Source organism: Hoylesella buccalis ATCC 35310, assembly GCF_025151385.1.
Classification (GTDB): domain Bacteria; phylum Bacteroidota; class Bacteroidia; order Bacteroidales; family Bacteroidaceae; genus Prevotella; species Prevotella buccalis.
This window is the reverse complement of the sequence record NZ_CP102287.1, coordinates 215,015-239,264: the sequence shown is the minus strand read 5'-3', so window position 1 is coordinate 239,264 and position 24,250 is coordinate 215,015. Positions and strand designations below refer to the sequence as shown.

Below are 24,250 nucleotides of genomic sequence, written 5' to 3'. Positions count from 1 at the left end.
TATATATCTATATATGATAGTACAGAGGTTTCCAAAATGTCGTTTTTTGCCTGTGTGGAAGTTCTTGTCCCAAGAATTTTGTTTCACCGTACAATGAGCAACTTATGAGGGTCGTGAGGTCGGGAGTTCATAGGCTTGAATGATTGCTCCCACTTTCTTATTGCAGGTATATTCCATCAGACTGAGCAGTTTTGTATATGGCTGATAAGACCAAAAGGACTGCACGGATTGAACCTTTATGTCGTTTCCCCTTTTTTTTTGGGGGGGGGTGGATGGGGGCTGTTAAAAGGCCCCCGCCTTAAGGTGAAGAGAAACGGGCGAGGGCTTGTATATTAGTTATGAAAATCGTATTGTGTCAACATGTGCGTCGCGTTGTTTTCTCTTCCCTGTTTCTTTTCTGTTGCAAATATAGGACGCATTCTAACACGTCACAAGAGAAGTGACTAAAATCCAACGAAAAAGATAGAAACTCGTTAGATTATCTATTTTCATCATAATTCATCGTACTGTGTTTGTTGTTTTGTACTTTGTGCTGGAAAGTAAGAGTGTAAAGAAAAGACTGCCACGAATCACTTCGGAGCAGTCCTGATTATAAATCTTTTAATTATTTAATTATGAAAACAGTGGGACGCTTCCCACATTTAGTATTTTTTTTATTCTTCGGTTTCGCTTATTTTGTTTCCTTTTTCACTTGGTTTGTCAAGATAGTTGTCTACAAACTTATTCATTGCGTCGGCAGTAAGGTCAAATCCAAGCGATTCGTCCATGTTGAGGATGTTGTGTGCCAATTCCTCAATGTCAAGAATCTCGTCCTTGTTGTCTTTGAACGGTGGCAAGTTGTTGATTTTTGAAATCAGGCTGTTCACCTGAATGGCGACAGCGATTATTTTGCCTCTGAAAAGATGCAAGTCGGCAGCTTTTATGGCATTCTGCATAGAAACCTCGTCATCTGAAAGTTTTATCGTATTTCCGTTCCTGTCTTTTTCAATATGCTTGATGCCATATTTCTCTTCACTCTTTCTCGCTAAATTCTTTTCGGTGAACGAGATTAGGAGATTGCAATATTTCCGTATGTCAAAAGGGTCTGTGTCAAGGACTATCTGGCTTGTGTTGGACGGGCAGAGATAGTGCCTTATCACATACGGCTCAAGAACCCTGTCGGGGATGTTTTCCGTAATGATATTGCCTCCCTCGTCAAGGTCGGTTGGCAGGATGCGCCCTCGCTGTATGGCATCAAGTCTTTGTTTCTCAGCGAAAGAACGATAAGCACCATCTTTCACTACATCGTACTCACTTGAAAAATAGAGAGCGTTTTTCAGGAAAGACACTATCGTACTTGCGTATTCGTGGAACAACAGTGCGTTTACAAACATTTCGTTTCTCTGGCTGTCTTGCGTGTCAGCGAATGATTTCGGTCGTGAGTATGCGAACATTTGCTTGGAAGCCGCTATACCCTCGTTCAGGAAAAGGCACAACGGCTCATCTCCGTTCAATAAATTAAAATTGTTTAGCATATAGTGATATATTTAACTTAAAAAGCGGTATGCAGGTATTATTTATACGCTACATACCTTTAGTAATAGTTTCTGAAAAACTTATCATACTTCCATTTTCCATTTTTGTACAGCACGTGGCGATCTATTTCTCCGTGTATTCTGTCTGGGATATTTCTTGCATGTCGTTCTTGGTCTGAAAATATTCTTCTTATTTCAAACTCTGCAAATCCTTTCTCATCCACATTTCCTTTGATAATGTGTCGTACTTGTTTATCGAGCAAATGCAAGTTAGGACTTTCGAGGCGGATTTCCTCTCCTCCGTTGATGCTGTAAGTAGCTATATACTTTGTAGGGAAGCGCATATCTTCTTGTATTTTAGTTTCTCCAAAAGTACATATTCTCTTTACAATTTCAAAGACATTGGTGTAAAATCGTTTATTTGCCAGTTTATTTTCGTTCTGTTGGCTCAAAATATTATTAGTTAGGAATTGTAGCCCTATATAACAATTCGTCTCCTGTGAAGCCTTCTTTGAATATATCCATGGTCTTTCCTTTATACTTTTCATCTGTATGAATGATTTTGACCGCTTCGAGAAGCCCCCAATCTCCGAATACGGCTTCTTTATGTTTTCCTTTCTCTCCAATCATTACCAAGTCTTTCGAGTATCGGATGTGATACCTGCTGTAGCCTTGCACCATGTCGTAAAAAGCGCAAGCGAGGTCATCGTACTCTTCGCATTCTGTGAAAAAACCACGAGAGCCTGCGCCCATATCGCATTTTGCCCAATCGGAAAAAACCACAAACGGATGTTCGATATTCTCTCCTGGTTGGAATGTCAATACGGTATGCGTGTCTTCGTTCAGCTTCACGACGCAATACCAGCATTTTTTGTCAATCTGATTTCCTTCAAAATTAGTGAAGCATTGAAAACCTTTCAGGAAAAACCACGGTTCGTACATGTCGTACAGCTTAAAACATCGTTCTTCAAAATCTGAAAATGTTTTTATTTTCTTTGTTGGTGGAATATAATAACTCATATTACGTTTATTTTAATGTTAGTTAATTAGTTCGTACTTGCGACAATTTTCATGTTGCCGCAAGCTGTACTCTATACGTTATGAAACATCCACTCCTCGTGTAGTTTTCCCGTAATCATTGCATTTGTAAATTTTGTAGAGCAAACTCCATATTTTTTATACCCATCATCAAGTGCGGTGAAGCCGCAGAAACCGATATTCAAAAGATTGCTTGGCGTTGCAGCAACCCTTATGTCTTCGTCTGCAATAGAGTCCATGTGAATATCGCACGCACCCATTACTTCTTTATCTGGATTTCTGTAAACGCATTTCATAATTGAAAAGCCTTTTTGCATACTCATGTATAACGTGTCGTACTCTTCTTTTATTTCGATGTTTTTGATAAAATTCCTGAACGTTATTATTTCGTCCTCCTTGATTTTAATCTTGCACGTTGGCTCGTCTAAAACCTTTTTCCACATTTTTGGGTATGATGTGTTTGCGGTCTCAACTTTCTTGTATTCGGTATGATTAAAGAAGGTTGCCTTACTAAAGCCAAACTCGTTTCTTTCGTAAAAATCAACCGTTACGTTATTGTTACACTCATTCGCAAAATTGCATAATGATTTAATGTCGTTTTTGCTTAGAAGAGTATAAAATTCCTCGTTTCCGTGGCTTGTATCGCTTTTTATTTGCCACGGCGAACAATTACCCTCTACGGCAATAGATGTGCCGTTAGACGCAAGAAAAACAAGGTTGTTTGTGGCTGGGTCGTACCATAGCAAAACATCTTCCAAACTTCCATGTTCAGCACCTATTTGTTTCGCTACTTTCGCCAATCTTTTTACTTTGTTGATTTCTGCTTTGCTGTCAAACTCAATAAAGATTGAGACAAGTGCTTTCTCTTCGCACTCGTAGTTTCTTTGTACTTTCATAATTGTAAATTTTAGTTGTTAATAATTGTGTGGTTCCCTATTAAGTTATTGTACTTAACAGGGATTCTTTCTCTAATTTGCTTTAAAAAGCACCTTACCTTCAAAGTAAACGAAATCATTGTGAGGGCTTTCTTTTAATATACCAATCTTTTCTTCGTACCTGTTTGCATTAAAAGCAAAAGTAAATTTAGCCATTTTGCTTGTTGTATGATAGCTTTTAAGCTCATTCATTCTATCCGAATATTCTTTTATCAACTCCGTCTTTGTCATTCTTTCGATAGAATAGAAATATCTTCCCGCCTTGCAAGTGTCATAATTTTCATTTTCAATTAAAAACTTGAAAGCTGCCCTCGCGGTTGGTGCCATGTAGATATGTTCAGGGCTGAACACGTCCACATAACCATAAATACTTTTTGCCATAATAATTTATTTTTTAAAAGTGAATAATTGTTCCCTCCCAAGTTGTCGTACGTGGGAAGGATGTTTTTGTGTTGCAAGTCTTTATCCAATAAATAATACTTCTTCTAATTGTTTCTTTGTAAACGGAAAATTAGGTAATTCTCTATTTACACCTGCTTTTGCCATTCCTGCCTGTTTGTCTGTAATGAATCGTACTTGATATTTCTTGTCAATCTTCTTTCTAAAATTCTTGAAAAAATCAATAGCTGAGTGTTTTGAGCCAAAAAACATACAGTGATATTTGTTTCGATTGAATAGCGCAATGTCACCAAATGCTTTTATGTCATGCTTTGTAACAAACTTTCCTTTGTCAGGAGTAATAATTGCCCATGTTGTCTTGTAAGGATTCAACTTAATTTCATTTGTTTTCATAATCGTAAAAATTTAGTTAATAATCGTACTTCCAACAGTGATTAAACTCTTGGAAGTTTGAAGATTTCAAGAAAGATATTTCTTGCTTATTTCACCTGAAGAAATTTTCTTTTCCAGATAATCTTTGAAGGTCATCAATACTTCATTTGCATCATAAAAGTGACATTCGGAATGATTGTTCGCAATAATTCCAAAAACTCCTTTCCAAACATCATTTTTTCCAAAAACAAACGAAATGCCACCTATGCTTACGCTTATCTGACTTTTGTAAACATAATAGCAGTTATCGTACTTATAATTTTCAAGAATGTCTGTTTTTGGAAGGTTCAGGTTTTTGCATATTTTCCTGACTTCTTTTTTGATTTCTCTTAATTCCATATTTCTATTTTTTTTAAAATTAAACATTCGTACTTGCAAGATTGGTTAGGGTCTTGCAAGTTTGTTGTTAGAAATCCCACTTGGCGTTATCGTACTCGGGGAGACGACGAACTATGAACTGAGCAACATTGGATATAAGCTCGTTTATTTTCATCTTGAAATTTTCATAGTCTTTGCGCATTGTCCACGTTTCGTACTCTTCATCTTCTATCCATCCCCTTGCATCCGTATTATAATCTATCATTTGCAGGGTTTTAAGGAATTGAACAATTGTCATGCGCTTGCCATCTTGTTCTTTCAAATCTTGAATGTATTTTTCGCACCAACCTAAATTCTCGTTTACTTCCTTATCGCCTTTCGTTAATTCAAATTGATTGAAAATAAAGGCGTCTGTTATAAACTTTTGCGTTTCCTCTTCAAACTTTTCTGCGTTCTTTCTGTTTTTTGAAAAAACAAACGGAAGGCTTGTCATTTGCTCTTTCGTTGTTTCTTTCCAATTCAACGAATCGTTCAAAGTCTCTCGTACTCCGATGAGAGCTTCTTTTGAAATTGTCATGCAACTCATAATAATTTGTTTTAAAGGTGAATAATTGTGCGGCTATCATTTGTTAAGATGATAGCCACGAAAGTTGCGTTACTCGTCAGCCCAGTATGTCCACGTATGCAATTTCTTGGTTCCATATCTTTTTAAGTACGACTTGAGACGTTTCTCAAATTTTTCGTACTCTTGTTTTTGTGCCGCATAGCACTTTTGGAAATCCTCTTCGGTTGCTTTTATTAAATTTTTAAACCAACCCGTGTTCCTCTCGACATCGTACTCGGTCAGGAAAGCAAATTCATAGATATTTCCACGGCTGCTGTTATTGTAGAAATACAGGTCGTATGGTGCTTCAAATCCGTCCTCGCTTGTTTCATTCTCAAAAAGTTCCAATGTCCGTTTCATATCGGCAAGATTATTTCTTAAAAATTGTTTCTCGCCAAAATTTGCTTCCTGCTTGTTTGCTTCGTCAAAACTTTGTCCTTGCCCAAAATCTGAATAACCGAAACAGAATCTTGTTTCTATTTTCGGTTTGTCGAAAGTTACCAAACCTCCGAATGACGTAAGTACGCAATTGCTTGTATTTTTCAAACAGTAGTCTTGCATTCCTTTGTCGTTTTCCCAAATTTTGGCAAATTCTTCTTTCAACAAAAATTCGTGTGGCAAAGAATTTTTCTTAAACTTAATCGTACTAAATTCTTTGATTGCCTGCAAATCTTGTTCGTACCCGTTTGCCTCGCACCATTCAGCAAATGCTTCCTGTCGGTTGGTATCGTACTTTTTCAGAATTTCAAAAACCGTCCAAATTTCATCACTGACAAAACTTTCGTCAATCATTGATTCTGGAATGTTCTCATAATCTTGAAACATGAACTCAGGGTCGCTTTCGTCTTTGTGCAACCTTTTGCATGCTTGTAAAAACTCGTTTTTACTTTCGTACTTTGAAAGTTGTAACCACTTGCCAGCGATTGAGCCGCTGTTGTACTTTCCATAAGTGCCTACATAAACACTTGCTTGCATTAAATTTTTCATAATTTGAAATTTTTAATTGTTAATACTAAAAATAGAACCCCAGCTAAATTTTACTTTGGCTGGGGCTTCGTACTTTGTTCTTAATTGTTCTCCAATCACTACTGTCCACGAAAACCCTTTAACATTTCAAAAAGTAACAAATTGATAGTTACCCATCAAAATTGAGGCAGAGCTGCAGGTTTTTTCCTTCAGTAAATTCTTCCTCTTTCTGTTCAATGAGCAAGTCACACAATGGCATTTTTGTCAACAATGCCGTGCTTAAAATTCTTAGAACATCATAGGTTTGAAGCTTTAGCCCCATACATTCTTGTACGATAACGACAAGACAATATGCAATGATAGCTGCATAGATTTGTATTTTTACAGCATTCTCCGAGGTTCCATAAAACTCTTTGATGCGCAGATGTTGCTTCAGCCATTTGAAGAACAGTTCTACTCTCCATCTGTATTTGTAAAGCATAGCAACCTGTTCCGCTGTAATTTCAAAATTGTTCGTGTAAAATACAAATGTCCTATTACCATCATAGTCATAGAATACCACTCGTCGAAGTTTATTTGGATATTGCTTCTTAGTCTTGTATCCCTTGAAACGTATAATTTGGTCAGCCATAATTCCAGATGAAGGGTTGTTGTATTCTTTATCCTCTATGACCTCAAACGGCATTTTATGCTTCTCTCTCACGACAAAGTAAGCTTCTGCTCCTTCTATTATATAAAGTTTCCTAGTTGCCATATACGCTCTGTCAAATATATAGAAACTCTCTTTCTCATAGGGAATTAGCTCCATCACTTGAGAATCGTGAACTGAAGCGTCTGTAATGACAGAAAATGTCGGAATGTCTGTCTTCACGTCATACAGTTCATGCAATTTCACTCCTCCTTTCCCATGATGCAGTTTAGTCCACCAGTATACAGAAAGGCACAATGATATTGTTGAGGAGTCAAACGCATAGACATTGTTCGATATGAAGAAGTCCTTGACGACTCCTCGTTTCTCTCTTGCTATGGAAACCATCTTGTCTGCAAACTCTTGGAATATCTTGACTTCGCGTATTTCATTGGCCTTGCTCAAATTGCTTCTACTGACATTCTTTCCAAAACCAAGATGGTGGAACGCTGACTTGAACGGAGTGATGGTTACAATAAGGTCTCGTAATCCCTCACGATTAGACAACTGACCAAATAGAAGAACCATCAGATGATTCCAACAAGTGAAACTCTTCACATATTTATTACCTTCATACTTTTTTATCAACCATTTGAAATGGTCTGTCGGCAGAAAGTCGCACAGCTGTGAAAATACGTATCGACCTTTGTTCATAAGTATCTGCTTTCAAATTGTAATTTGTGGCAAAGATACTCTTTTCAAAAGTAGGGAGTCTATTTTATCTCCTACAAGCTTGTATTTATAGGCGTTTCAAGAGATTATTAAAAGATTTTCGTGGACAGTAGTGTTCTCCAATATTCTGGAAAGTCGCACGTTAATTACTAAAAATCGTTTCCAAAATCGTTTTGGGACAATTCTCAAAATAATTATTAGATACATCGTACCTAAAACTATCAATGCCAAACTATCTGAAATAAGGCATACAAAAAACGGTAGGAGCAATAAACAACCCACCGCAAAAATTTTAATTCTTTCCATAACTCAATTTATTTAATGTTTATGGCTGCCTGCAAAGTTTATCGTACTTTACAGGCATGTAGAAAATGTTTACCCCCAAATGGCATAAATATAGTTGCCACTTCTGAAAATTTCTTGTGCTTTATCCCACCCGTATAATTTTTTCATTCCTCGTACTGAACCAGTGTGGGAAATAGAGGAACACTTTTTGCCTTCCAATCTTTTTTGAAGGTCTTTTGTTTTAACGTACTCCATAATTCTTAAAATTTAAATTAAATATCGTACTTACAAAGTGTTTCAATACCTTGCAAGTGAATTTTCCCCTAATTTTTTAGGTTAATAGCTTTTTTAACTTTCTGGTAACCAAGCATAAAACTGTCACCAAATAAACACAAGCCCATAGCGGTAGAATAATTCAAGCGATTGTTAGATAAATTTCACTTGTCCGTTAATCTCTAAAGTAATCGCTTCCTGGGACATCTCATTTTTAAGATTTTCGCAAATTTCCAAAATCGTATCTATATTGTTCTTCAGTTGTTCGGAGGTGCAATAGCTATATACTATTTTGATTTTTTCGATAACGGTTTGCCCGTCGTTTGCAACCCAACCGCCTACAGCGTCGGAGGCGGTTGCTCCTCCAAACAAAACAGACAGCCGCTTTATAATTTCCATTACTTGTTTCTCATTGCTTGCCGTTTGGTTCACATTAACCGTTGACGGTACATAAATTGCCACCTTGCAATCTAAATCAAACTTAAATTTTAATTGCTTTTTCATAATTGTAAAATTTTTATTTGTTAATAATTTGGTATAAAAAAGCCTCCTAACAAATCGCAAAATTTATTAGGAGGTTACTCGTTTTTTATGTTTCGTGTTACATTGTTTCAAATTCTTGCTTACATGCAAAGTAAAAATTTGTAGCTTCTTTGTAATTGAAACCGTATCTTAAAAATGTTTCCTTGCTGATCCGATATTCTTTCATATCGTCTTTTAATTTTTTGTACCACAAATCTAAAAAGTAGAAAAAATCTTTATTTGTTGATTTTCCTTCTTTTATTGATTGGTATTTATTATAAAAGTCCTCAAAATCGAATCTTGCAAATTTTGCCTTCCTTTCAAGCGTTGGTATTGAAAGCAGCACACTGAGGGCAAAATTATTACCGTATTTTGTTAGCTTGTTTTTTGCAGGAGTCGCAAAAATAGGTGTGTTATTTTCACTTGTTTTATTTTGCGCATCTAGGTATTGGCGTTCCTTCATTTTTATGAAAGCTCCAAAGGAATGCAGGCTAATTTTTTGGGCGATTGCCTCCTCTTCCCACCTGTTATAAATTGTCGTGGGTATTATTATTTGTTGTTCCATGTTATTTTTTATATTATTATTTGTTGTTACTTTGTAAATATTTTTCAATTTACAGAGCATAAAAAAAGCGGCTGTTTGGGCCGCTTTTTTTGTTAGTTAAAAATTTCGTTCGTTATCCTTGTTACATCCTCAACGGCGGCGCCGTTATCCTTCAATGTTTGTAAAATGTTCCGTAAATCACTAAAGGCGGCGTTTGCTTTGTTCAGCTGGTTTTTAAGCCTTTTTTCTCCTTCTAAAAAATAAGAATAACCACGAATCGCGCGTAAATAATTGGGGCGGGTGCAATCAAGTTTTTTATAATAAACCGTTTGCGTGTGTTCCTTGCCGAATAAATCCAGGCGCTTTATATTTTCACTATTAAGACTTGTTTTTTTATTGTCTTTGTCCTCGTCTTTGTCTTTGTCCTCGTCCTTCTTGTTCGGCTCTGAACAATAACAAATAACCTGATCGCCTTCGATAATGTTTTTATAATCGAATGAATTGCAAAAAACATCATCCAGAAGGGTTTTTATTTCGTTGTCAGTTTGCAACCCTTCAAAAAATTCCACGGGGGCAACGTTTTCAACCATTTCAAGTTTATTTTTATTTGCGTCCTCCCATTGTTTTTTTATTGATGAAAGCGCAGCATCAAACGCGCCTTCGTTTGCCTCCTTGAGAGCTGCAAAGGTATTATAAAATTCTTTGCACTCGTTGGAGGCCTCAAAATTAAGCCCGGTTTTTTTCTCAATTAAAGCAAGTAACCGTTTTTTTGGACTTTCGACCGGCTCGGACTGGCTGCAGTTTGTTTTACACCCTTTCGTTGTCGTGGCATCCGTTACATTTATACCTTCATTTGTTACCTGGTTTTCTACATTGATCGCTTGTTTTGTTTCGTTTGATACGCTTTGCGCATTCTTTTTGTTTGTCGTTTCCATAACTCAAAAATTTAAATGATTTATAAAAATGTTTGTTTTTTGTGCCTGGTAAAATATTTTTCAATCTTGCCAGGCGGTTTTTTGTTTTTACACACTGAAAAATTATAAATAAATAATCTAAGTGTGTGAAGTACTTTTTATCCTCGTTATATGGAGGATAAAAAATAATATCTTTCAAATATATTTAGTTATAACTTGGAAAGGTTATAACTCAGCGGTTTCCTTTCGCCGCTGCGGTATGTAAGCAAGTCAAATATTTGCATTATTGATTTTACAAACTTTTTTTATATCAAAAATTTGCGTGGATAAAAAAAGCGGTGTATATTTGCAGCCGTTGAAGGCTTGTATCTATTTATATTTTTTATATAATAGATATTTGCAATTTACAGCCTCCTGAAGTGTTCCAGCACTTTAGGAGGTGCTTTTTTTATCTATTTTCAATAAATCAAAACGAGCCTATTACCCCCAAAGGGGGCAAGGTGGATAACGCTTTATCCGTATTACAAAGATACAAAACATACAATAAAAGTACAAATATTTAGCGTTAAAAAGCGTTAAAATATAAAGGCTATTTGCCTGATGCTCAGGCGGTTGCATGGTTGTTAACCTGAACATATAAGTAAAATATATTTACATGGTAAACCAGGCAACCAGACAACCGGATAACCAGACAACCGGATAAAAACAAAAGAAAAAGCACACAGGAGGGAGGCGACTCTTAATTTGCGGGGGAGGGGTGGGTTTGTAATTATTACAAATTTGGAGATTATTACCATAATGTGCAAAATATCAACGAGTTACGGGGTTTATTTATTGACCGGGGCGGGGGGGGGGGGTGCATGGGGCATATTTTTGTTATTTCACTTTTCGTCTGTTTTTTTTTATTTTTTTATTTTCAGTTTTTATTTTTTTTTGTTGAGGTTGTATTGAATGGGGCTGTGTGGGTAGTTTGTCAGGTTGGCGCACGAGAATGGTGGAGTTTATGTGAGTGTGTGAAAGTGAGTGAGTGAGTGAGAGAGAGAAAGTGAGTGATGTGTGGAAGATAGGATATGCTTCTGTATGGAGTTAGTAATCGTTGTAGGATAAGGGGTTGTGGGAAGAGTTGTTCGTGCGTGTGTATGGGTATGGGTATGTGTATGTGTGTGTAAGGGTGTTTTTGTGTTTATGATGGTTTTATTGTGTTGTGTTGTGATGTTTTGTCGTGAAATATGGCATTTTTGCAGTTTGTATGAGAAGTTGGTGTTTTGTTGCTGTAATAGCTTTGTTTAGTAGTGTTGAGTGTTGTTTTGTGTAGCTGTTTTTAAAGTGTTAAATTCATGTTAAATTCATTGTTTTTTGTACTGATTTTGCGTTTATGGATGATTTTTGGTGGTATATTCTGCTATTATTCTTGAATTTTCAAGATTTTAGCTAATGTACTTGAAAGTCCCATGTATAGGGGTTATCTTTGCATTGTTAGTGGATATATTTCTTGAATTTCATCTATTTTAGTGATAGGTAAATATAGATTTATATATCTGTATAGTAAGAAACGATAGATTTTGAGAAGATTTGGCAAGGAATTTGGGAAATAGCGTTGATTATGAGAAGAGTATGGACGTAGTGTCGTTACTCTCTTCGTCTTTGTATTCATCGTTTTCCAAGAAGGAGATACAGGAAGTCATCATGGACCCTCGTTTTGGTGACAGGGTTTTTGGTTATGAGAGTTGTGTCCGTGATGCTTGTGCCAAGGTTTTCAAGAGTTATCGTGGTAGTGTTTATTATTTTTCTGGTAAGTATTGGTCTTTACTGACGGATGATTTATTGGAATTATCTTTGAGTGCTGCCTTGTTGCGTTTTCGTCCACAGAAGTCGGACTTGGTAAAGGCTCGTTCCAATATTTTGCGTGCAGCGAAGCAGGGTGCGTCTTTATCTATATTACGTCCGTCCCGTTATATTGTTGGTTTCAGTAATGGTGTCTACGATTTTTCGGATATTTGCAATCCTGTGTATCATCCGTTTACTGACCGCATGGACGTGTTGTCTATCCTACCTTACTCATACGACCCGACGGCTACTTGTCCGCAATGGTTGTCGTTTTTGAGTTCCGTATTGACACCTGCGCAGGTTTCCCTGCTTCAAAAATATTTATCGCTTGGTGTTGCCCCCCGTGATGCGTCCACCCATAAGGTAGAAGAAACGTTATGGTTGGTAGGTAATGGTGCCAATGGCAAGAGTGTGATATTTGAGGTTATCGGGTATGTGTTCGGTTTGGACAATATTTCCTCTGTTCCACTTCATGACTTGATACGTGGTGGTGACGAGCGTGCCAGGTTCATGGCAGCTCTTGTGGGTAAGATATTCAACTACTGTACAGAGGTAGACTCCTCTGACATTTCAAGGTTTGAGGGTAATTTCAAGTCCTTATGCTCTGGTGAGCGTCAAGCCGTTCGCCTTATCGGTAAGAATGTGGAGATGACATCCGATATTCCATATTTAATCTTCAATATGAACAAGAAGCCGAGCAACAGGAGCATGGGTGAAGCGTTCATGCGCAGATTGCTGCTCATCCACTTCAGGACTACCGTTTCCAAGCGTGACATGCGTCCAGATTTGGCGCATGTGTTGTGTGCGGAAGCCAGTGGTATTAGAAATTGGCTCATTCAAGGTTACAAGACCCTCATGGATGACGGTTTCAAGTTTATCCCCACGAAAGAAAGTCTTGAGGAGACCGAGGAGTATCTGTTGGAGAATGGTCAGACGATACAGATATTTTTGCGTGTGAGAGGTTACAGACCCAACAGGTACAGTGGGCAATGGAGTGAAATGCCAAAAGCTGTGCCTGCTCAATCGTTGTACAACGACTATGTTACGTTCTGTGAGCGTAAGATGTACGATGTTGAAACGCTGAACATGTTTGGCAGGGAGATGACACGGTTAGGCTTTGCGAAGCGCAAGCACAGCAGTTACAACATTTATGAGCTGTATTCCGACAACGAGATAAGTTACGCATTTAATATTTAGATTTATATAGTTATGAGAGAAAGAAAAGAATATTGGGCAAAAGTTGTAAATGAGGAAGCGTTATCGTTTCTCTGTTCTATAGGCGTTTGCACTCGCGAATTGCCAATTATGAAAGTGTACGATATTAGTTATTATAAAGTAATGATTGTTGAGATATTAAGGGGCGATTTCCCACAACAGATAGAATTTTGTTTTTCAAAAGGCGATATATCACCGTTGTCCTATGAGAATGCCGTTCTCCTGAATATAGAGCATAATGCTAAATGGGCAGAGATTTGCAATGATTGCATTACCAGTGAGGCTACAAGAATGTGCGAGAATTTTACCAAAGGCATCATGTCGAAAGAAGAAGCAAGAAGGTTGATAATGGGCATAGATGTTGGTACTGGAAATGATTATACAAGCTATGAGCGTATCAAGTTTGAGAGAGCTAATGAAACGCATGAATTGCCAGATGAGATAGACTTATATAATTTCTTTGAGAAGTGGAGAGGTTTTGCCATTGGTCGCTACTTGTCCTGTAGTGATAAATATGTTGTTGGACGTGATGTAACTCTAATTGGCGATATGAGGAGTTATATGAAGGAGCGTGATGACTTTGACTATATCATTTACAAGATTGGACTACAATTTTACCATGCCATCAAGTTCAAGGACAGAGGTACGTTCCTTGTGAGCGAAAAGAGATATAAAGAGTTAAAAGCAAAGAAAGGGGAGTAATTATGAATCAATTATCACGGAAGATAAACAAGCTGTTGCCATTGTATGTTGATTTGCATACTTTCAAACGAATATTGGGAACATCGAACAACCACTATACATTTGCGATATGGAATTGTGGTAGAAGGGATAATCTACTTCATACCTTGGCAGATTTAAGAATAACAATCAGAAAAGGTGCAGAGTTTTGGACTATTAAAAAAGGGTATGTATGAGTTTTTGTAAAAAAAATAATACATAATAAAACGAGCTGCATTTAGATTTAGTGAGTTCCTATATGGAATACCTACGAGTAAAGAAAGACTATCGTCCATGGAAACGTTAAACTTATGATGATATGAAACCTGAAGATGTGAAAACCATTGATTATTTCGTAGCAAGTCTATCTGAAAAGGAAGCAAGGGAGCAATTATCCCTTGCTTACCAACAGATGGAACTTTGCTTAGGTGTACTTAATGGGAAGAAAGGCGTAAAGCCAGTAGAGATGGCAGACAACGGATTGTCTACCGATTTGGAGTTGTTCTATAGCTGCAAACGAGTGGTTGACGGACAATTACCTATCAAAAACACAAAATCAAAAAAATAAAGAAGAAATGAAGAAAAACAAGTTAGAAAAGGATAAGCCTTTTCGTTTCGGTAATTTTTATGTGACCCTCGTAGATCAGTCCCTTCCTGTGGATGGTGTTGCCCATGAGAGTACTCCAGAGGAGAAAGCCTATACCGATGAAGAGCGTGAGAAAAACGGCATTGTTTTTATCAATGCGTTGAAGATAAGCAGTTTGGAAGGACTGTGGCAGGTATTCTTGTCAGAGAGTAGCAGTATGTACACCCTTATCATCTATCTTATCGAAAACAGGTCAAAGGCGAATGATGACATCCTATCTACTTTTTTCACCAACATGAGCTTTGTGACGACAATAGGTTTTGGCGTGTTCCAATCCGCTGTGTTGCGACTTGCGGAAACGGTCATCATAGAAACGGATGAGGTAAGCAGCAAGGAAAAGAAGATGGAGCGATACCGTCAGCTGTGCAAAGAATTAGAGGCGTTCTTTATGAGAAGTCTGCAGAATTATGAACCAAAGGAGAAGCAAGACCTTAGCGACAAAGAGATGGCGCAAGCCGAGTTGGCGGATGAGCTAAAAGAATTGCCTCACCCCCTTACCCCTCCCCGAAAGGGAGGGGAGTAGTCTCTCCCCCCTCCCCTCCCCGAACGGGAGGGGAGGGAATGGCTGGACTAATAGCTCGTCTTCTTGTGAACTTGTCAACTTATTAATTTGTGAACTCGTCAACAGGTTTGCTGGGTTTATCATTTTCTTTCACTTCGTTATTCGCCTTTTCATTCGTTTTTATCGTCTCTTTAGCCATTTCTTTTGCTTCCTTGCGGCTTTCTATGTGGTCTTGGTATAATTGGCAGTCGCAGCATTTTAAGGGCAGGTAGATACGGATACTCTCGTCTTCTGGTTCTGCATCTACAGATGTGTTTTTCCTTAGTAGTTCCGTGTATTTGACGAACATTTCGCCCCTTTCCTTCGAGCCAGTAGGCAAAGACTTTGCCGCCATCAGTACCTGTTTTGCCGCTTCCTCGGTAGACATCAGTTCTATGTCCTCTTCCTTGATAGATGTCGGCAACCTGCTTCTTATCAATCTTCTTCTATCCTCTGCCATTTCCATAAACTTTTGAGAGGTAGTCAACGCGTTTCTGATGCTCTGGTTCTGTTCAAAAGTAAGTACACAGTTATCCGCATACGCTATGTTGTACGCTTCTGCCTCCGTGTACCCTACTGCCAACAAGTCAGCCAACACGACTGCTTGCGGTTCTATATTATAGTCTTTCGCTTCCTTTGTAATTCTTTTACTGAAATCCATATTTTATAGTTTTATTATTCATTTACTCATCCTTTCGCATGGGTACGGCTATACATGCGCAGTGAGCATGATATTGAGGTAACAAGTCGCTATCCGTGGCAGGGTGAAACCCAACCATGCTATCGCATAGGGCACATGGGTACGAGCTTCCTCTCATGACAAAGAACCCCTCGATGCCATCATCCTGTTCAAATTCCATTTCCAAGTTTTTCATCCACGCCATATTCATGGTGTTTTTCGCCATGTTTATGACATTGTTCGCATTGCTGTTGCTCACTCCCGCTGTGCTTAGTCCTGTATTGTCCCTATGCACCCCCATCAGTCTGATATATTGCGCTTTCATCGTAGGCATATATTTTGCGCTCATCGCCATTTTCACCTCTGGCGTTGTGTACACCGTGTGTTGTGCCATTTTCACCTTAGCGATGATGCTTGCGTCCGACAGAGCCTTTTCCTTGCCTTGCTCCCTTGCCAATAACAGCGATGCCATGAGTGCCTCTATGTCATACATATATCGAAACAGGTAAGCATCTAACGTTTCCCGCATATCCATGTCATTCTTTCCGAGAGATGCAAGGTAGGCTATTAACCCCTCTTTTCTCTCATCGTTGTCAGAGATATGTAAGGAATAATTCATAATAAGTTGGAAGATACGATCCTCCAACTCATCCATTACCGCTGTGATGCGTTCATACATCTGTTTATTGGCTTTTAATAAGAAGTCTTTTGCAGGAATATGATATTGCAGGCAAATCTTTGCGATGCGCTCCGCCCCCTCCACCAATATGTCATCCACCTTACCTCCAAGTTCGTCAGCAAATGCGATTCTTCTTTTGATGAAATTCTGAGCAGCGATGATTTCCTTTATGCTCGGTCTTTTCCGCTCTTCTTTCTTGTCAAACTCCATCCTTTATGTGTTAGTTTTGAATCTTATAATTGTCCCACTTTGAATACGCCTTGCCAGTCACAGGGTCAACTTTATTTCTATTCTTGTCCCACACGAACTTTCCATCTCCGTGCGGTGTCATGTCGCCATTGTCAACAGGTTCGTCTTTTTGTTTCTTTTCTATGATGATTTTCTTTTCATCGAACAACAAGTCATTCTCCTGTTCGCTTTTCTTTTCAGCCAGAATTCTATCCCATTCCTGCGGTGTGGCATATACCGATTTTTCCGAAGCCGTTTGCTTGGACAAGAATCCGTTTTGCACCTGCATAGACAAATTTGTCGTGAGTTCTGTTTCATTCAAGTGAACATACGGTTTGATGTAATGTGCGATAGGTGTGCTTTTGAATTTCAGTTGTTTTCCTGTTTCCACACCATATCCGTGAGAAAAAATCTCCACCATCTTATCAACAGCCCCATCAAACTCATTGGCGTCGCTCATCGCCTTTTCATAGGCAGGTGAGTATAAGATTTTCAGTGCAGCCGCAGGTAAGTCGCCCGATTTCAATTCAGGAGGCGTGACTGCGAACGACTGCGTGTATATTTGTTTTTCCAAGACACTCAATTCCTTCTCGTATCCATTGCTTGCATCCTGCCTGTTTAGAAATCCCATTTCCCCGTCAGACGGTAGGAAGAATATCTTTGAAGCATGGCTCATATCCTGTGTTGCCACCTCTTCCGACCCTTCGCCCTTGACATACATGATAGGCAGTCCGAAGTCGTGGTTACTCTGTGCCATGCGTGAGAATGCCATCTCATAGTTATCAATAGACTCTTGCGAGAGTGTCCAGCACGCCCCCATATCATTTCTTTGATAAGCGACTGGTATTTGTTCAAATCCGTGTGGTTCTTTCTGTATCAAGCTATATCCGCTCATGTTAAACAAACTAAGTGTTGCCTGTTTGAATTTCTCTACCGCAGTAGTTGCATCTCCACTACTCTTCAGGCAGTAATAGAACTCCTTATCCCATACATCAACAAATCTGTTGACCACTTTCCCTGTCTCGTCAAAATTACAATACGTTCTTGCCAACAAGTTGAGTTCTCCTGTCTTGATGTCATAATGTGGGAACAGTTTATCCCCCTTTAAGAATGACAGCACCTTCCATGCGAATTTTTTTCCGTTCATAAAACCAACGAATGCTCCGTCACCCGTTGCCTTTACCGACTTAGCCAGTTGATACCAAGCCGTTTCCATGTTCCGTTCCTGCCATCCACGCTTGAACGCGTTGTATATATGCCTTGCGTCCACGTCATCCTTTTTGTCCGCTAGTTCAAACTGTATATCATTCCCAGTGAGGTGTGTGAGGTGCTTGTACAAAATCACACTTTGGAAAGCGAACGCATACCTTGGCACCTCTTCGAGGTACCACTTTCCGTCTTCTGGGTTTCTTCTGTAAATATCAGGGTAATACTCCCTATCGTTAATCAGATGCCCATAAGGGTCTAATTCCCTTAGGAAGTCCTCCTGCGTTACAATCTTTCGATGAAGGAAATCTGATGTTTCCGTTTCCTCCATGACATTTCCAAACCTCTCTCCATGGTTATAATGTCCATCTGGTTTCACTCTCGTGAAAGGCTTTTTCGTGAGCAGTTCCCTCAACTCATTGTCTTTCAGTTTTTTCTCCCCCTTTGCTAAAACACTCAAATCCATGTTACTATGCTATATTATTGTTGTTATTACTGTTATCCATGAATACGAATATGGCAAAACAAGCCGCCATAGCTATCGTTAATCTCAAAGTAGTCCACACCACCATGTGTTTGTTCTTTTTATTAAAAATGTCTTGCCCATTCGGGTACTTTCACTTTTTTGTGTTTTACCTCCGGATACGCTCTCATGACGAGTGCTTCAAAGAAGTCAGGTGAATGCTTTACGAGCGTTTTCATTTGCGCTTTCTTAATCAGACACCACCCTTTGTCTAATTTTGACATATCCTGTCGGATACATTTTCTCTCTGTTTGCAAGATGTCACTCAACTTTCTTCCGTCAAACCCTTTCCCAGAAAACTTCTCTTCCAACATCACCTCGTCGAAACTAATTTCAGCGTTGTGTATTTTTTGTGCGAGCAGATAAGCGCATTGACTTTTCACGTTGTCATACACATTTCTGAACTTTTCGTCTACCGCCTCCACATTATTGAACGGAATAGCCTTTGGGAAGACTCCTTTGAATGTCTGCCCAAGTCCATTTAAGTCATAAATAAAGTTTTGCTCTGTGACCCCCCATTCAGCGATTTTCGCTGCCACCGCTGCGCACGTCTTCACTGCATCCATCTTACATACGAACACATCAGCCACATGCCACCCAATCCAATGGAAGGTCACACAGTTATCCCCACCCGTGAAAGCAATGTCGCAGGTCGCCCTATGAATGCCATCCCCTATCATTTGGTCGTTTCTGAAACATCTCTCGAGGTGCGACATTTTAATCAAGTCATCTCCCATTTCCATGAAATTCCAGTTTCCGTCCAACTCCCGTGCTTTAATCTCCTCTGTTTGGTTGTGCAATCCAGCGAGATAGCTGGGGTCAGACTTCAACAACAGCTTGTTGAATTTCAAGTCAGCCTTGATAAATGTCACCGATTTAACGAAGAACGAAGTTTTGTCGTAACCCAATTCTTCGTAAGAGCTATCCCACCTACTATCAATCTCCTCTCTGCATTGTAGGTACACCTCCTCTGGTGTGTTTCCCCACACCGTCTGTTCCACCGAATCTCCCCTCATGTAGCAGTATCTGATAACCCCATTTCTTTCTGGTATAGGCAGTCCGTCTTCCCCGATATACCAATCGATGAAAATGCGAAGCCATGACAGAGGGTCAGGGTTGCATGTACCCAATATACGCGACCGGATACCTGCTCCATTACGATTACTTGTTAGTAAGAATTTGAACATTCGGAACGACATCTGCGGCAACTCATCAATTCCGATGTATGCGAACTGCTGTCCTCTGTATTTGTCATCGAACTCCTCATAAGGCAAATCATAGATGCCGAATTTCAGTTGTGCTTTCGAGTGGAAATTCCACGTCATGTCATCCTTAGACTTGTTATATCTTCCAAACCTCCCATACAACAAGTTGCTATCTCTGACGATGTTGTTAAAGTCATCCTTATTTTTTCGTAAGATGATGCCATTAAATAGCGGGTTCATGATGTCATACATCGGCTCCATGAGAAGCGTGAACGTGTTGTGGTTGATGGTATATCCATCCGTTAGATAGAGATGGTGCTTTCCCGACACCGTGATGCACCTACATTCCTCTTTCTCTTTGTTTTTTTTAATCTCAACGATTTTCTTCGACAGTGCGTTGATGTTATTTGGTGATTTAGACACCGTACCGTTGACGTGCGCCCTTGCGAGGTAATTCGTTTTGAAATAAATATCCCTGTCATCCACGCAAATGAAGACGATACCCCACCATCCATAGTGTTCAGGCGTTTCGTTCACACTATATACTTTCGCCCATACACCCAGCGACCTTGCCAGTTGAGCCACGTCCTCAATCAACGCCTTGTTCGGTAGTTCAAGGTGTGGGTGTCTTCTTTTTGAGTAGCCGTGTATGTAAAACACGCCCATTAGGAAAGCCCATCTTGCTGATATGCTTGCCGTCATATATTCCTTTGGAATCCTTGCCAGTCGTCGTCCCCTGTTGGTGGTAATCTTCCGTACCATTTCTTGTGATATTCCCTTTACGCAATATTTTCCGTATTTATCCTTTAGAACCCTATACCCCACGCCCGTGAGAAACCTTGCCAGGTTGTATGATTTATCCACGACCACTCCATTTTTAGGAAATTCCATGAACCCCGTCCCACATATATATCCGAGCAAGAACGGGTGTATAGGAAGGTCGAACTCCGTTCTATTCTCGTTCATCTCCACAGCGTTCGGCAGAGGAATTTCCACGAAATCAGTAACATTTCTTCTTAGAGAGTTTGGTATTTTCGCATCCATCCTATAGTTGCTGAAAATCTCTTCCGCTGTCCATTCCCTGTATTCATCGAACTCCCCCTGTTTTGCCCAGAACCGATGGTTGTTCATACATTTCATAGAAGTGCCATCATCAAAATACAAGGTGTACACCGTGTTTTTCCCCTGCTCAAAGATACGTTCCACTCTTTGAATGCCCTCGAAAGGCGTGCATACGCAGTCACCAACCTCCAATTCACCCATTTTTACGAACCCATTAGGCGTAGCGACAGGAGTAGAGTAAGGATTAGCCTTCCCTCCTCCACGGTTTCCACCCGTGATGAGAATATCCACATTCGCATGCAAGTCATCCTCTTGCGGACCCTTTTGTGCGATAAAAACATTGTTTGCTTTTTTATGGTCAATTTCTCTTCTAAGATTTTGAATAAAATTTACGGAATATACCTTTTTACCTAATGTAGTTTTCATATATATGTAAATATATTTTACTACAAAAATACCATATAAAGCCTTTACTAACAGGAAATAACGCTAAAATGTTCAACATTTTAGTAAAAATACTTTACAAACAACTTGAAAAGATATATTTTTGTAAATATATTTTACAAGACTATGGAGAAAGAAGCTCTTATTGAACAATTAAAAGAAAAAGTCGGAGAGACCGATTTCAGTGTATTATCAGAAAAGACGGTAGACGCCTTAGTGACCCCTTTGTTGCCCTCGTTTGCGGATGATGAGAAAGTAACAGAAGATAGTTGGACGATGCCTGTAAACATGTTCAAGAATTTTGTCGGTCAATATCGGCACGAATTAGCGCAAGGTTCAGAAGCAGAGAAACAACGTATTGCTAAGGAGAACGAGAGCAAGGTTAAGCATCTTGCAGAAGACCTTTTTTCGCAATTCAAGAAAGATTGGGAAGAGAAGCACTCTGTCCCCTTGAAAGAAGACGATAAAAAAGGAAACGTTGAGAAACCGTCAGAAACGGAAGACCTTTTGAAAAAATTAGAGGGTCGTCTGTTTGGTGAGGACGGAAAAGGCGGTTTGATTGGTGGTAAATTGACCGCAGTAGAAGCCTTCATTGATGATACCAAGAAGAAAGAAGAAGCAAAGAACGCAGAAGAAATCAAGCACCAGCTGAAAGATTACCTTATGAAAGAGCGTAAGGCCGGTCGTGAGGCTGTTGTAGACCTTGCGATAGAGCTGTCAGGCATTAAGCCAGACGGTAATATCAGCGAGCAGAAAGCCCAAGTAGAAAAAATCTACGAAGAGCAGTACAGACGATTCTATGGCGATGGTGGAAAGCCCTATGGTGGTGACTCTACTGGCGGTAGGAATGAAGCAGACCCTGATGATGATGTGAAAGCCTACTTAGAAAAGCGTAAAAAAGCCGATGAGGAGCGTGCCATTAAACTTTCAGAAGTCAAGAATAGTTTTGTTTAACATTATCAACCCCTAAAACGAAAGACCAAATGTCAACAATAGGAACATTCAATCAGTCGGTACGCTATTCTACCAAGATAGGTGGCTACCGCAGAGTATTTGAGGGACACGTATCCCTTCTTGTCGGAGGTTTTTCCTTTGACTTAAACGATTTGCCAGAGGCGGGCAATGTTCTTCCTGCAGGTACCCCAGTTTATGTAGACGAGGTAGCCCGTACCATTAAGCCCCTCTATGGCTTCAAAGTATTGAAGAATGATGGTACCGCCCTTACTGTGGAAAAAGGACTGTCTGGCACCCGTGCCAAGGTAGGCATGACCATAGAAGGTCAGAAGGTAGCCAGTATAGACAAGAGTGACCCTACCTGTGATGTCCTCACAATGGCGGCTGCCGTTTCTACCGCCAAAGTAGGTGGTGTAGTCTATGGTGTGATGGATGGTAAAGACATCAAGACGAAAGTCAATGCCTTGACCCCTTACGACACCTGTCTTGACCCCCATGCGGTATCAGCCGATGGTGATGGTGCTTGGGCAAGTGATTTTCCTGTATTGGAAACTCGTATGCCCCCTATCACGGATGAAGTTAAGAAAGCATTGAACAGCAACGGCTGTTTCTTCCGATTCAGTAACCGTCATTAAAAGAAAGGAAAAGAACGATGAGAGATACATCACTGTATAACGTAGGCGACCTGCGTCGCTACATCAGTCCGAACAACTTTGGCGTGATATTAAACGACTCCAACGCCAAGTACAACCAAGCCATTTGGCGCAGATACGCATCATGGGGAACCCCGAGTGATGACAAAGAGTGGAGTCAAGGTCATAAAGAAACTCCAATATTGGTACGTGCATCCATTCTTGGTACTCACTCCAACAAGCCACAGAGGAATGGTGGTGGTTGGACAGCATATACTGGTTCAGTGCCAAAGATAGGTCATGGTTACTCTATTGACGAGGACGACTTGTTCATGATTAGAAAGAACAAGAACATGCAGGGCATTCCTGCCTCCATTCTCATGACCGACCTGGTTACAGACCGCAGTACTGCCATGATTGGTGGTGTTCATGCAGAGTTGAACTACCTTACCTTACAAGCCCTCTCTACGGGAGCCATCAAGGATGTGTCGGTTGACGGTGCTGCTTTTGACTATAAATTCCCGATTGCCGACAGTCATTATTTGAAGTTGGCAAAGGCCAAGGAATGGTTTAAGAAAACGGGTGGTAAAATAACCGCCAACGAGACTGCCGACCCTATCAATGACATCTTGGATGCTCAAAGTGTTTTGACCAACGAACTTAATCTTTCAGTTGACCACTGGAAGATCAGCAAGGAGTTGTTCGACCGCCTTGTTAAACACAAGAGCGTAGTAGACAAATGCGTTGCGAGAGCCAACTACTTCGATAAGGAGAATGTCCACTTGACCGATAAGGAAGTTGCTACTTTCATGCACGACATGGGTGTATGGATGTTTGATGTGGTGGACTACAAGTCCCGTCATGAGGTGGATGGAGTCAGCACGGCTGATGCACCTGCTTTTGATGAGCATAACCTTGTGGCATGCAGTTCACAAATCATCCCGTTCGAGATGAAATGTACCAATAGCATCTTGATAGACCGTCAGCGGTTAGGACAGGTAGGCAGCAATCACAACTACTATCTTGTAGAAGACCGCATTGCCGTTCTGTCCACAACAGAAGAACGTCCATTCAAGAATATTGTAGACTGTGAGCTTTATGCGGCACCTGTCTTCAATAACATTCGAGAGATTGGTTTCTTAACCGCTTGGTCAGAATAGGCAACCAATAGCAAGAAGTCGTATGGATTGTTGTCGATACACTATCTCGAAATACCTCAGGGGTAAAGTCAGGAACATCAGTGTTCCTGACGAAACCCTTTTATCTATCTTGGTAGACAAAGGTTTGACACCCGACCTTGACTATTCGGAAGTATCGCAGCAATTGAGAGATTTGTGCGTTGCCGATTTGTACACATGGGTTGCCTTATCACCAACAACCTCCAACCGAGTGACCGACAAGGATGCTCATTGGGAGCATAGTGAGGGCGGAGAGTCAATTTCCGCAACCGTATTAAATCATTATATACGCATGGCGAACAGTATCTACAAGCGGTACGGTCTACCTACGGTAGGTGTTGGTCGTTGGGGCATGGTAGGAAGAGGTATCCACAATATTAACAACGGTAGAGAAAGAAACTTGTAGT

General features: G+C 39.9%; 25 protein-coding genes. 8 read left to right on the top strand and 17 right to left on the bottom strand.

All coding sequences use genetic code 11. The features are described 5' to 3' along the window. Positions 1 to 653 precede the first annotated feature (653 nt). From NQ518_RS01025 to NQ518_RS00965, 13 genes are all read right to left on the bottom strand, one after another. A complete protein-coding gene (locus NQ518_RS01025; protein ID WP_227961169.1) occupies positions 654 to 1,514 on the bottom strand; it encodes a hypothetical protein in 861 nt (286 codons plus the stop codon). A gap of 59 nt (positions 1,515 to 1,573) precedes the next feature. Next, entirely contained in the window at positions 1,574 to 1,858 is a 285-nt protein-coding gene (locus NQ518_RS01020) for a hypothetical protein (protein WP_227961171.1), read from the bottom strand. 115 nt (positions 1,859 to 1,973) lie between these two features. Continuing rightward, entirely contained in the window at positions 1,974 to 2,534 is a 561-nt protein-coding gene (locus NQ518_RS01015; protein WP_227961173.1) for a hypothetical protein, read from the bottom strand. A 71-nt stretch (positions 2,535 to 2,605) separates the two neighbouring features. Beyond that, the gene (locus tag NQ518_RS01010) at positions 2,606 to 3,448 is read right to left on the bottom strand and encodes a hypothetical protein (RefSeq protein WP_227961174.1); all 843 of its coding nucleotides are present in this window, start codon (positions 3,446 to 3,448) and stop codon (positions 2,606 to 2,608) included. Positions 3,449 to 3,520: 72 nt separating this feature from the next. Then, positions 3,521 to 3,868: a hypothetical protein gene (locus tag NQ518_RS01005; RefSeq protein ID WP_227961176.1), complete on the bottom strand. Its 348-nt coding sequence runs from the start codon at positions 3,866 to 3,868 to the stop codon at positions 3,521 to 3,523. An 81-nt stretch (positions 3,869 to 3,949) separates the two neighbouring features. After that, positions 3,950 to 4,279, bottom strand: coding sequence for a hypothetical protein (locus tag NQ518_RS01000; protein ID WP_036882170.1), 330 nt, complete (start codon positions 4,277 to 4,279; stop codon positions 3,950 to 3,952). Between the two features lie 66 nt (positions 4,280 to 4,345). Further along, entirely contained in the window at positions 4,346 to 4,657 is a 312-nt protein-coding gene (locus NQ518_RS00995) for a hypothetical protein (RefSeq protein WP_227961178.1), read from the bottom strand. A gap of 67 nt (positions 4,658 to 4,724) precedes the next feature. Continuing rightward, positions 4,725 to 5,213, bottom strand: a complete 489-nt coding sequence (locus tag NQ518_RS00990; protein WP_227961180.1) for a hypothetical protein — start codon at positions 5,211 to 5,213, stop codon at positions 4,725 to 4,727. A gap of 78 nt (positions 5,214 to 5,291) precedes the next feature. Then, a complete protein-coding gene (locus NQ518_RS00985) occupies positions 5,292 to 6,227 on the bottom strand; it encodes an antirestriction protein ArdA (protein WP_227961182.1) in 936 nt (311 codons plus the stop codon). A gap of 148 nt (positions 6,228 to 6,375) precedes the next feature. Further along, the gene (locus NQ518_RS00980; protein ID WP_227208630.1) at positions 6,376 to 7,548 is read right to left on the bottom strand and encodes an IS4 family transposase; all 1,173 of its coding nucleotides are present in this window, start codon (positions 7,546 to 7,548) and stop codon (positions 6,376 to 6,378) included. Positions 7,549 to 8,277: 729 nt separating this feature from the next. After that, on the bottom strand, positions 8,278 to 8,628 hold the full coding sequence (locus NQ518_RS00975) for a hypothetical protein (protein ID WP_227961184.1): 351 nt from the start codon (positions 8,626 to 8,628) through the stop codon (positions 8,278 to 8,280). A gap of 97 nt (positions 8,629 to 8,725) precedes the next feature. Next, positions 8,726 to 9,211: a hypothetical protein gene (locus NQ518_RS00970; RefSeq protein WP_227961186.1), complete on the bottom strand. Its 486-nt coding sequence runs from the start codon at positions 9,209 to 9,211 to the stop codon at positions 8,726 to 8,728. Between the two features lie 92 nt (positions 9,212 to 9,303). After that, complete coding sequence (locus tag NQ518_RS00965; protein ID WP_227961188.1) at positions 9,304 to 10,125, bottom strand: hypothetical protein; 822 nt, start codon at positions 10,123 to 10,125, stop codon at positions 9,304 to 9,306. Positions 10,126 to 11,688: 1,563 nt separating this feature from the next. Between NQ518_RS00965 and NQ518_RS00960 the strand changes: the two genes are divergently transcribed. The 4 genes from NQ518_RS00960 (at position 11,689) to NQ518_RS00945 (ending at position 15,035) form a co-directional block, all read left to right on the top strand. Then, entirely contained in the window at positions 11,689 to 13,128 is a 1,440-nt protein-coding gene (locus tag NQ518_RS00960; protein ID WP_227961190.1) for a DNA primase family protein, read from the top strand. 12 nt (positions 13,129 to 13,140) lie between these two features. Further along, positions 13,141 to 13,848 (top strand): hypothetical protein, encoded by a 708-nt coding sequence (locus NQ518_RS00955; RefSeq protein WP_227961192.1) that lies wholly within the window; start codon positions 13,141 to 13,143, stop codon positions 13,846 to 13,848. A gap of 337 nt (positions 13,849 to 14,185) precedes the next feature. Beyond that, positions 14,186 to 14,434 (top strand): hypothetical protein, encoded by a 249-nt coding sequence (locus NQ518_RS00950; protein WP_227961194.1) that lies wholly within the window; start codon positions 14,186 to 14,188, stop codon positions 14,432 to 14,434. A 7-nt stretch (positions 14,435 to 14,441) separates the two neighbouring features. Continuing rightward, positions 14,442 to 15,035 (top strand): hypothetical protein, encoded by a 594-nt coding sequence (locus NQ518_RS00945; RefSeq protein WP_227961196.1) that lies wholly within the window; start codon positions 14,442 to 14,444, stop codon positions 15,033 to 15,035. 82 nt (positions 15,036 to 15,117) lie between these two features. Here the strand turns inward: NQ518_RS00945 and NQ518_RS00940 are convergent, their stop codons facing one another. The 4 genes from NQ518_RS00940 to NQ518_RS00925 all read right to left on the bottom strand — a co-directional run bounded on the left by NQ518_RS00940 (position 15,118) and on the right by NQ518_RS00925 (position 21,061). After that, positions 15,118 to 15,714 carry a hypothetical protein gene (locus NQ518_RS00940; RefSeq protein WP_227961198.1) on the bottom strand — a complete coding sequence of 199 codons (597 nt, stop codon included), beginning with the start codon at positions 15,712 to 15,714 and terminating at the stop codon, positions 15,118 to 15,120. A 22-nt stretch (positions 15,715 to 15,736) separates the two neighbouring features. Next, on the bottom strand, positions 15,737 to 16,621 hold the full coding sequence (locus tag NQ518_RS00935; protein ID WP_227961199.1) for a hypothetical protein: 885 nt from the start codon (positions 16,619 to 16,621) through the stop codon (positions 15,737 to 15,739). A 10-nt stretch (positions 16,622 to 16,631) separates the two neighbouring features. Further along, complete coding sequence (locus tag NQ518_RS00930; RefSeq protein WP_227961201.1) at positions 16,632 to 18,311, bottom strand: phage portal protein; 1,680 nt, start codon at positions 18,309 to 18,311, stop codon at positions 16,632 to 16,634. 122 nt (positions 18,312 to 18,433) lie between these two features. Continuing rightward, positions 18,434 to 21,061 (bottom strand): terminase large subunit domain-containing protein, encoded by a 2,628-nt coding sequence (locus NQ518_RS00925; protein ID WP_227961202.1) that lies wholly within the window; start codon positions 21,059 to 21,061, stop codon positions 18,434 to 18,436. Positions 21,062 to 21,205: 144 nt separating this feature from the next. On the opposite strand from NQ518_RS00925, the gene NQ518_RS00920 reads away from it, so the two are divergent. From NQ518_RS00920 to NQ518_RS00905, 4 genes are read left to right on the top strand one after another with little or no spacing between them, the layout of a single operon-like run. Further along, positions 21,206 to 22,033 (top strand): hypothetical protein, encoded by an 828-nt coding sequence (locus NQ518_RS00920; protein WP_227961204.1) that lies wholly within the window; start codon positions 21,206 to 21,208, stop codon positions 22,031 to 22,033. Between the two features lie 29 nt (positions 22,034 to 22,062). Further along, the gene (locus NQ518_RS00915) at positions 22,063 to 22,668 is read left to right on the top strand and encodes a hypothetical protein (RefSeq protein WP_227961206.1); all 606 of its coding nucleotides are present in this window, start codon (positions 22,063 to 22,065) and stop codon (positions 22,666 to 22,668) included. A gap of 17 nt (positions 22,669 to 22,685) precedes the next feature. Next, positions 22,686 to 23,825 (top strand): major capsid protein, encoded by a 1,140-nt coding sequence (locus NQ518_RS00910; protein ID WP_227961207.1) that lies wholly within the window; start codon positions 22,686 to 22,688, stop codon positions 23,823 to 23,825. Positions 23,826 to 23,847: 22 nt separating this feature from the next. Beyond that, positions 23,848 to 24,249: a hypothetical protein gene (locus NQ518_RS00905; RefSeq protein WP_227961210.1), complete on the top strand. Its 402-nt coding sequence runs from the start codon at positions 23,848 to 23,850 to the stop codon at positions 24,247 to 24,249. Position 24,250: the final 1 nt, after the last annotated feature.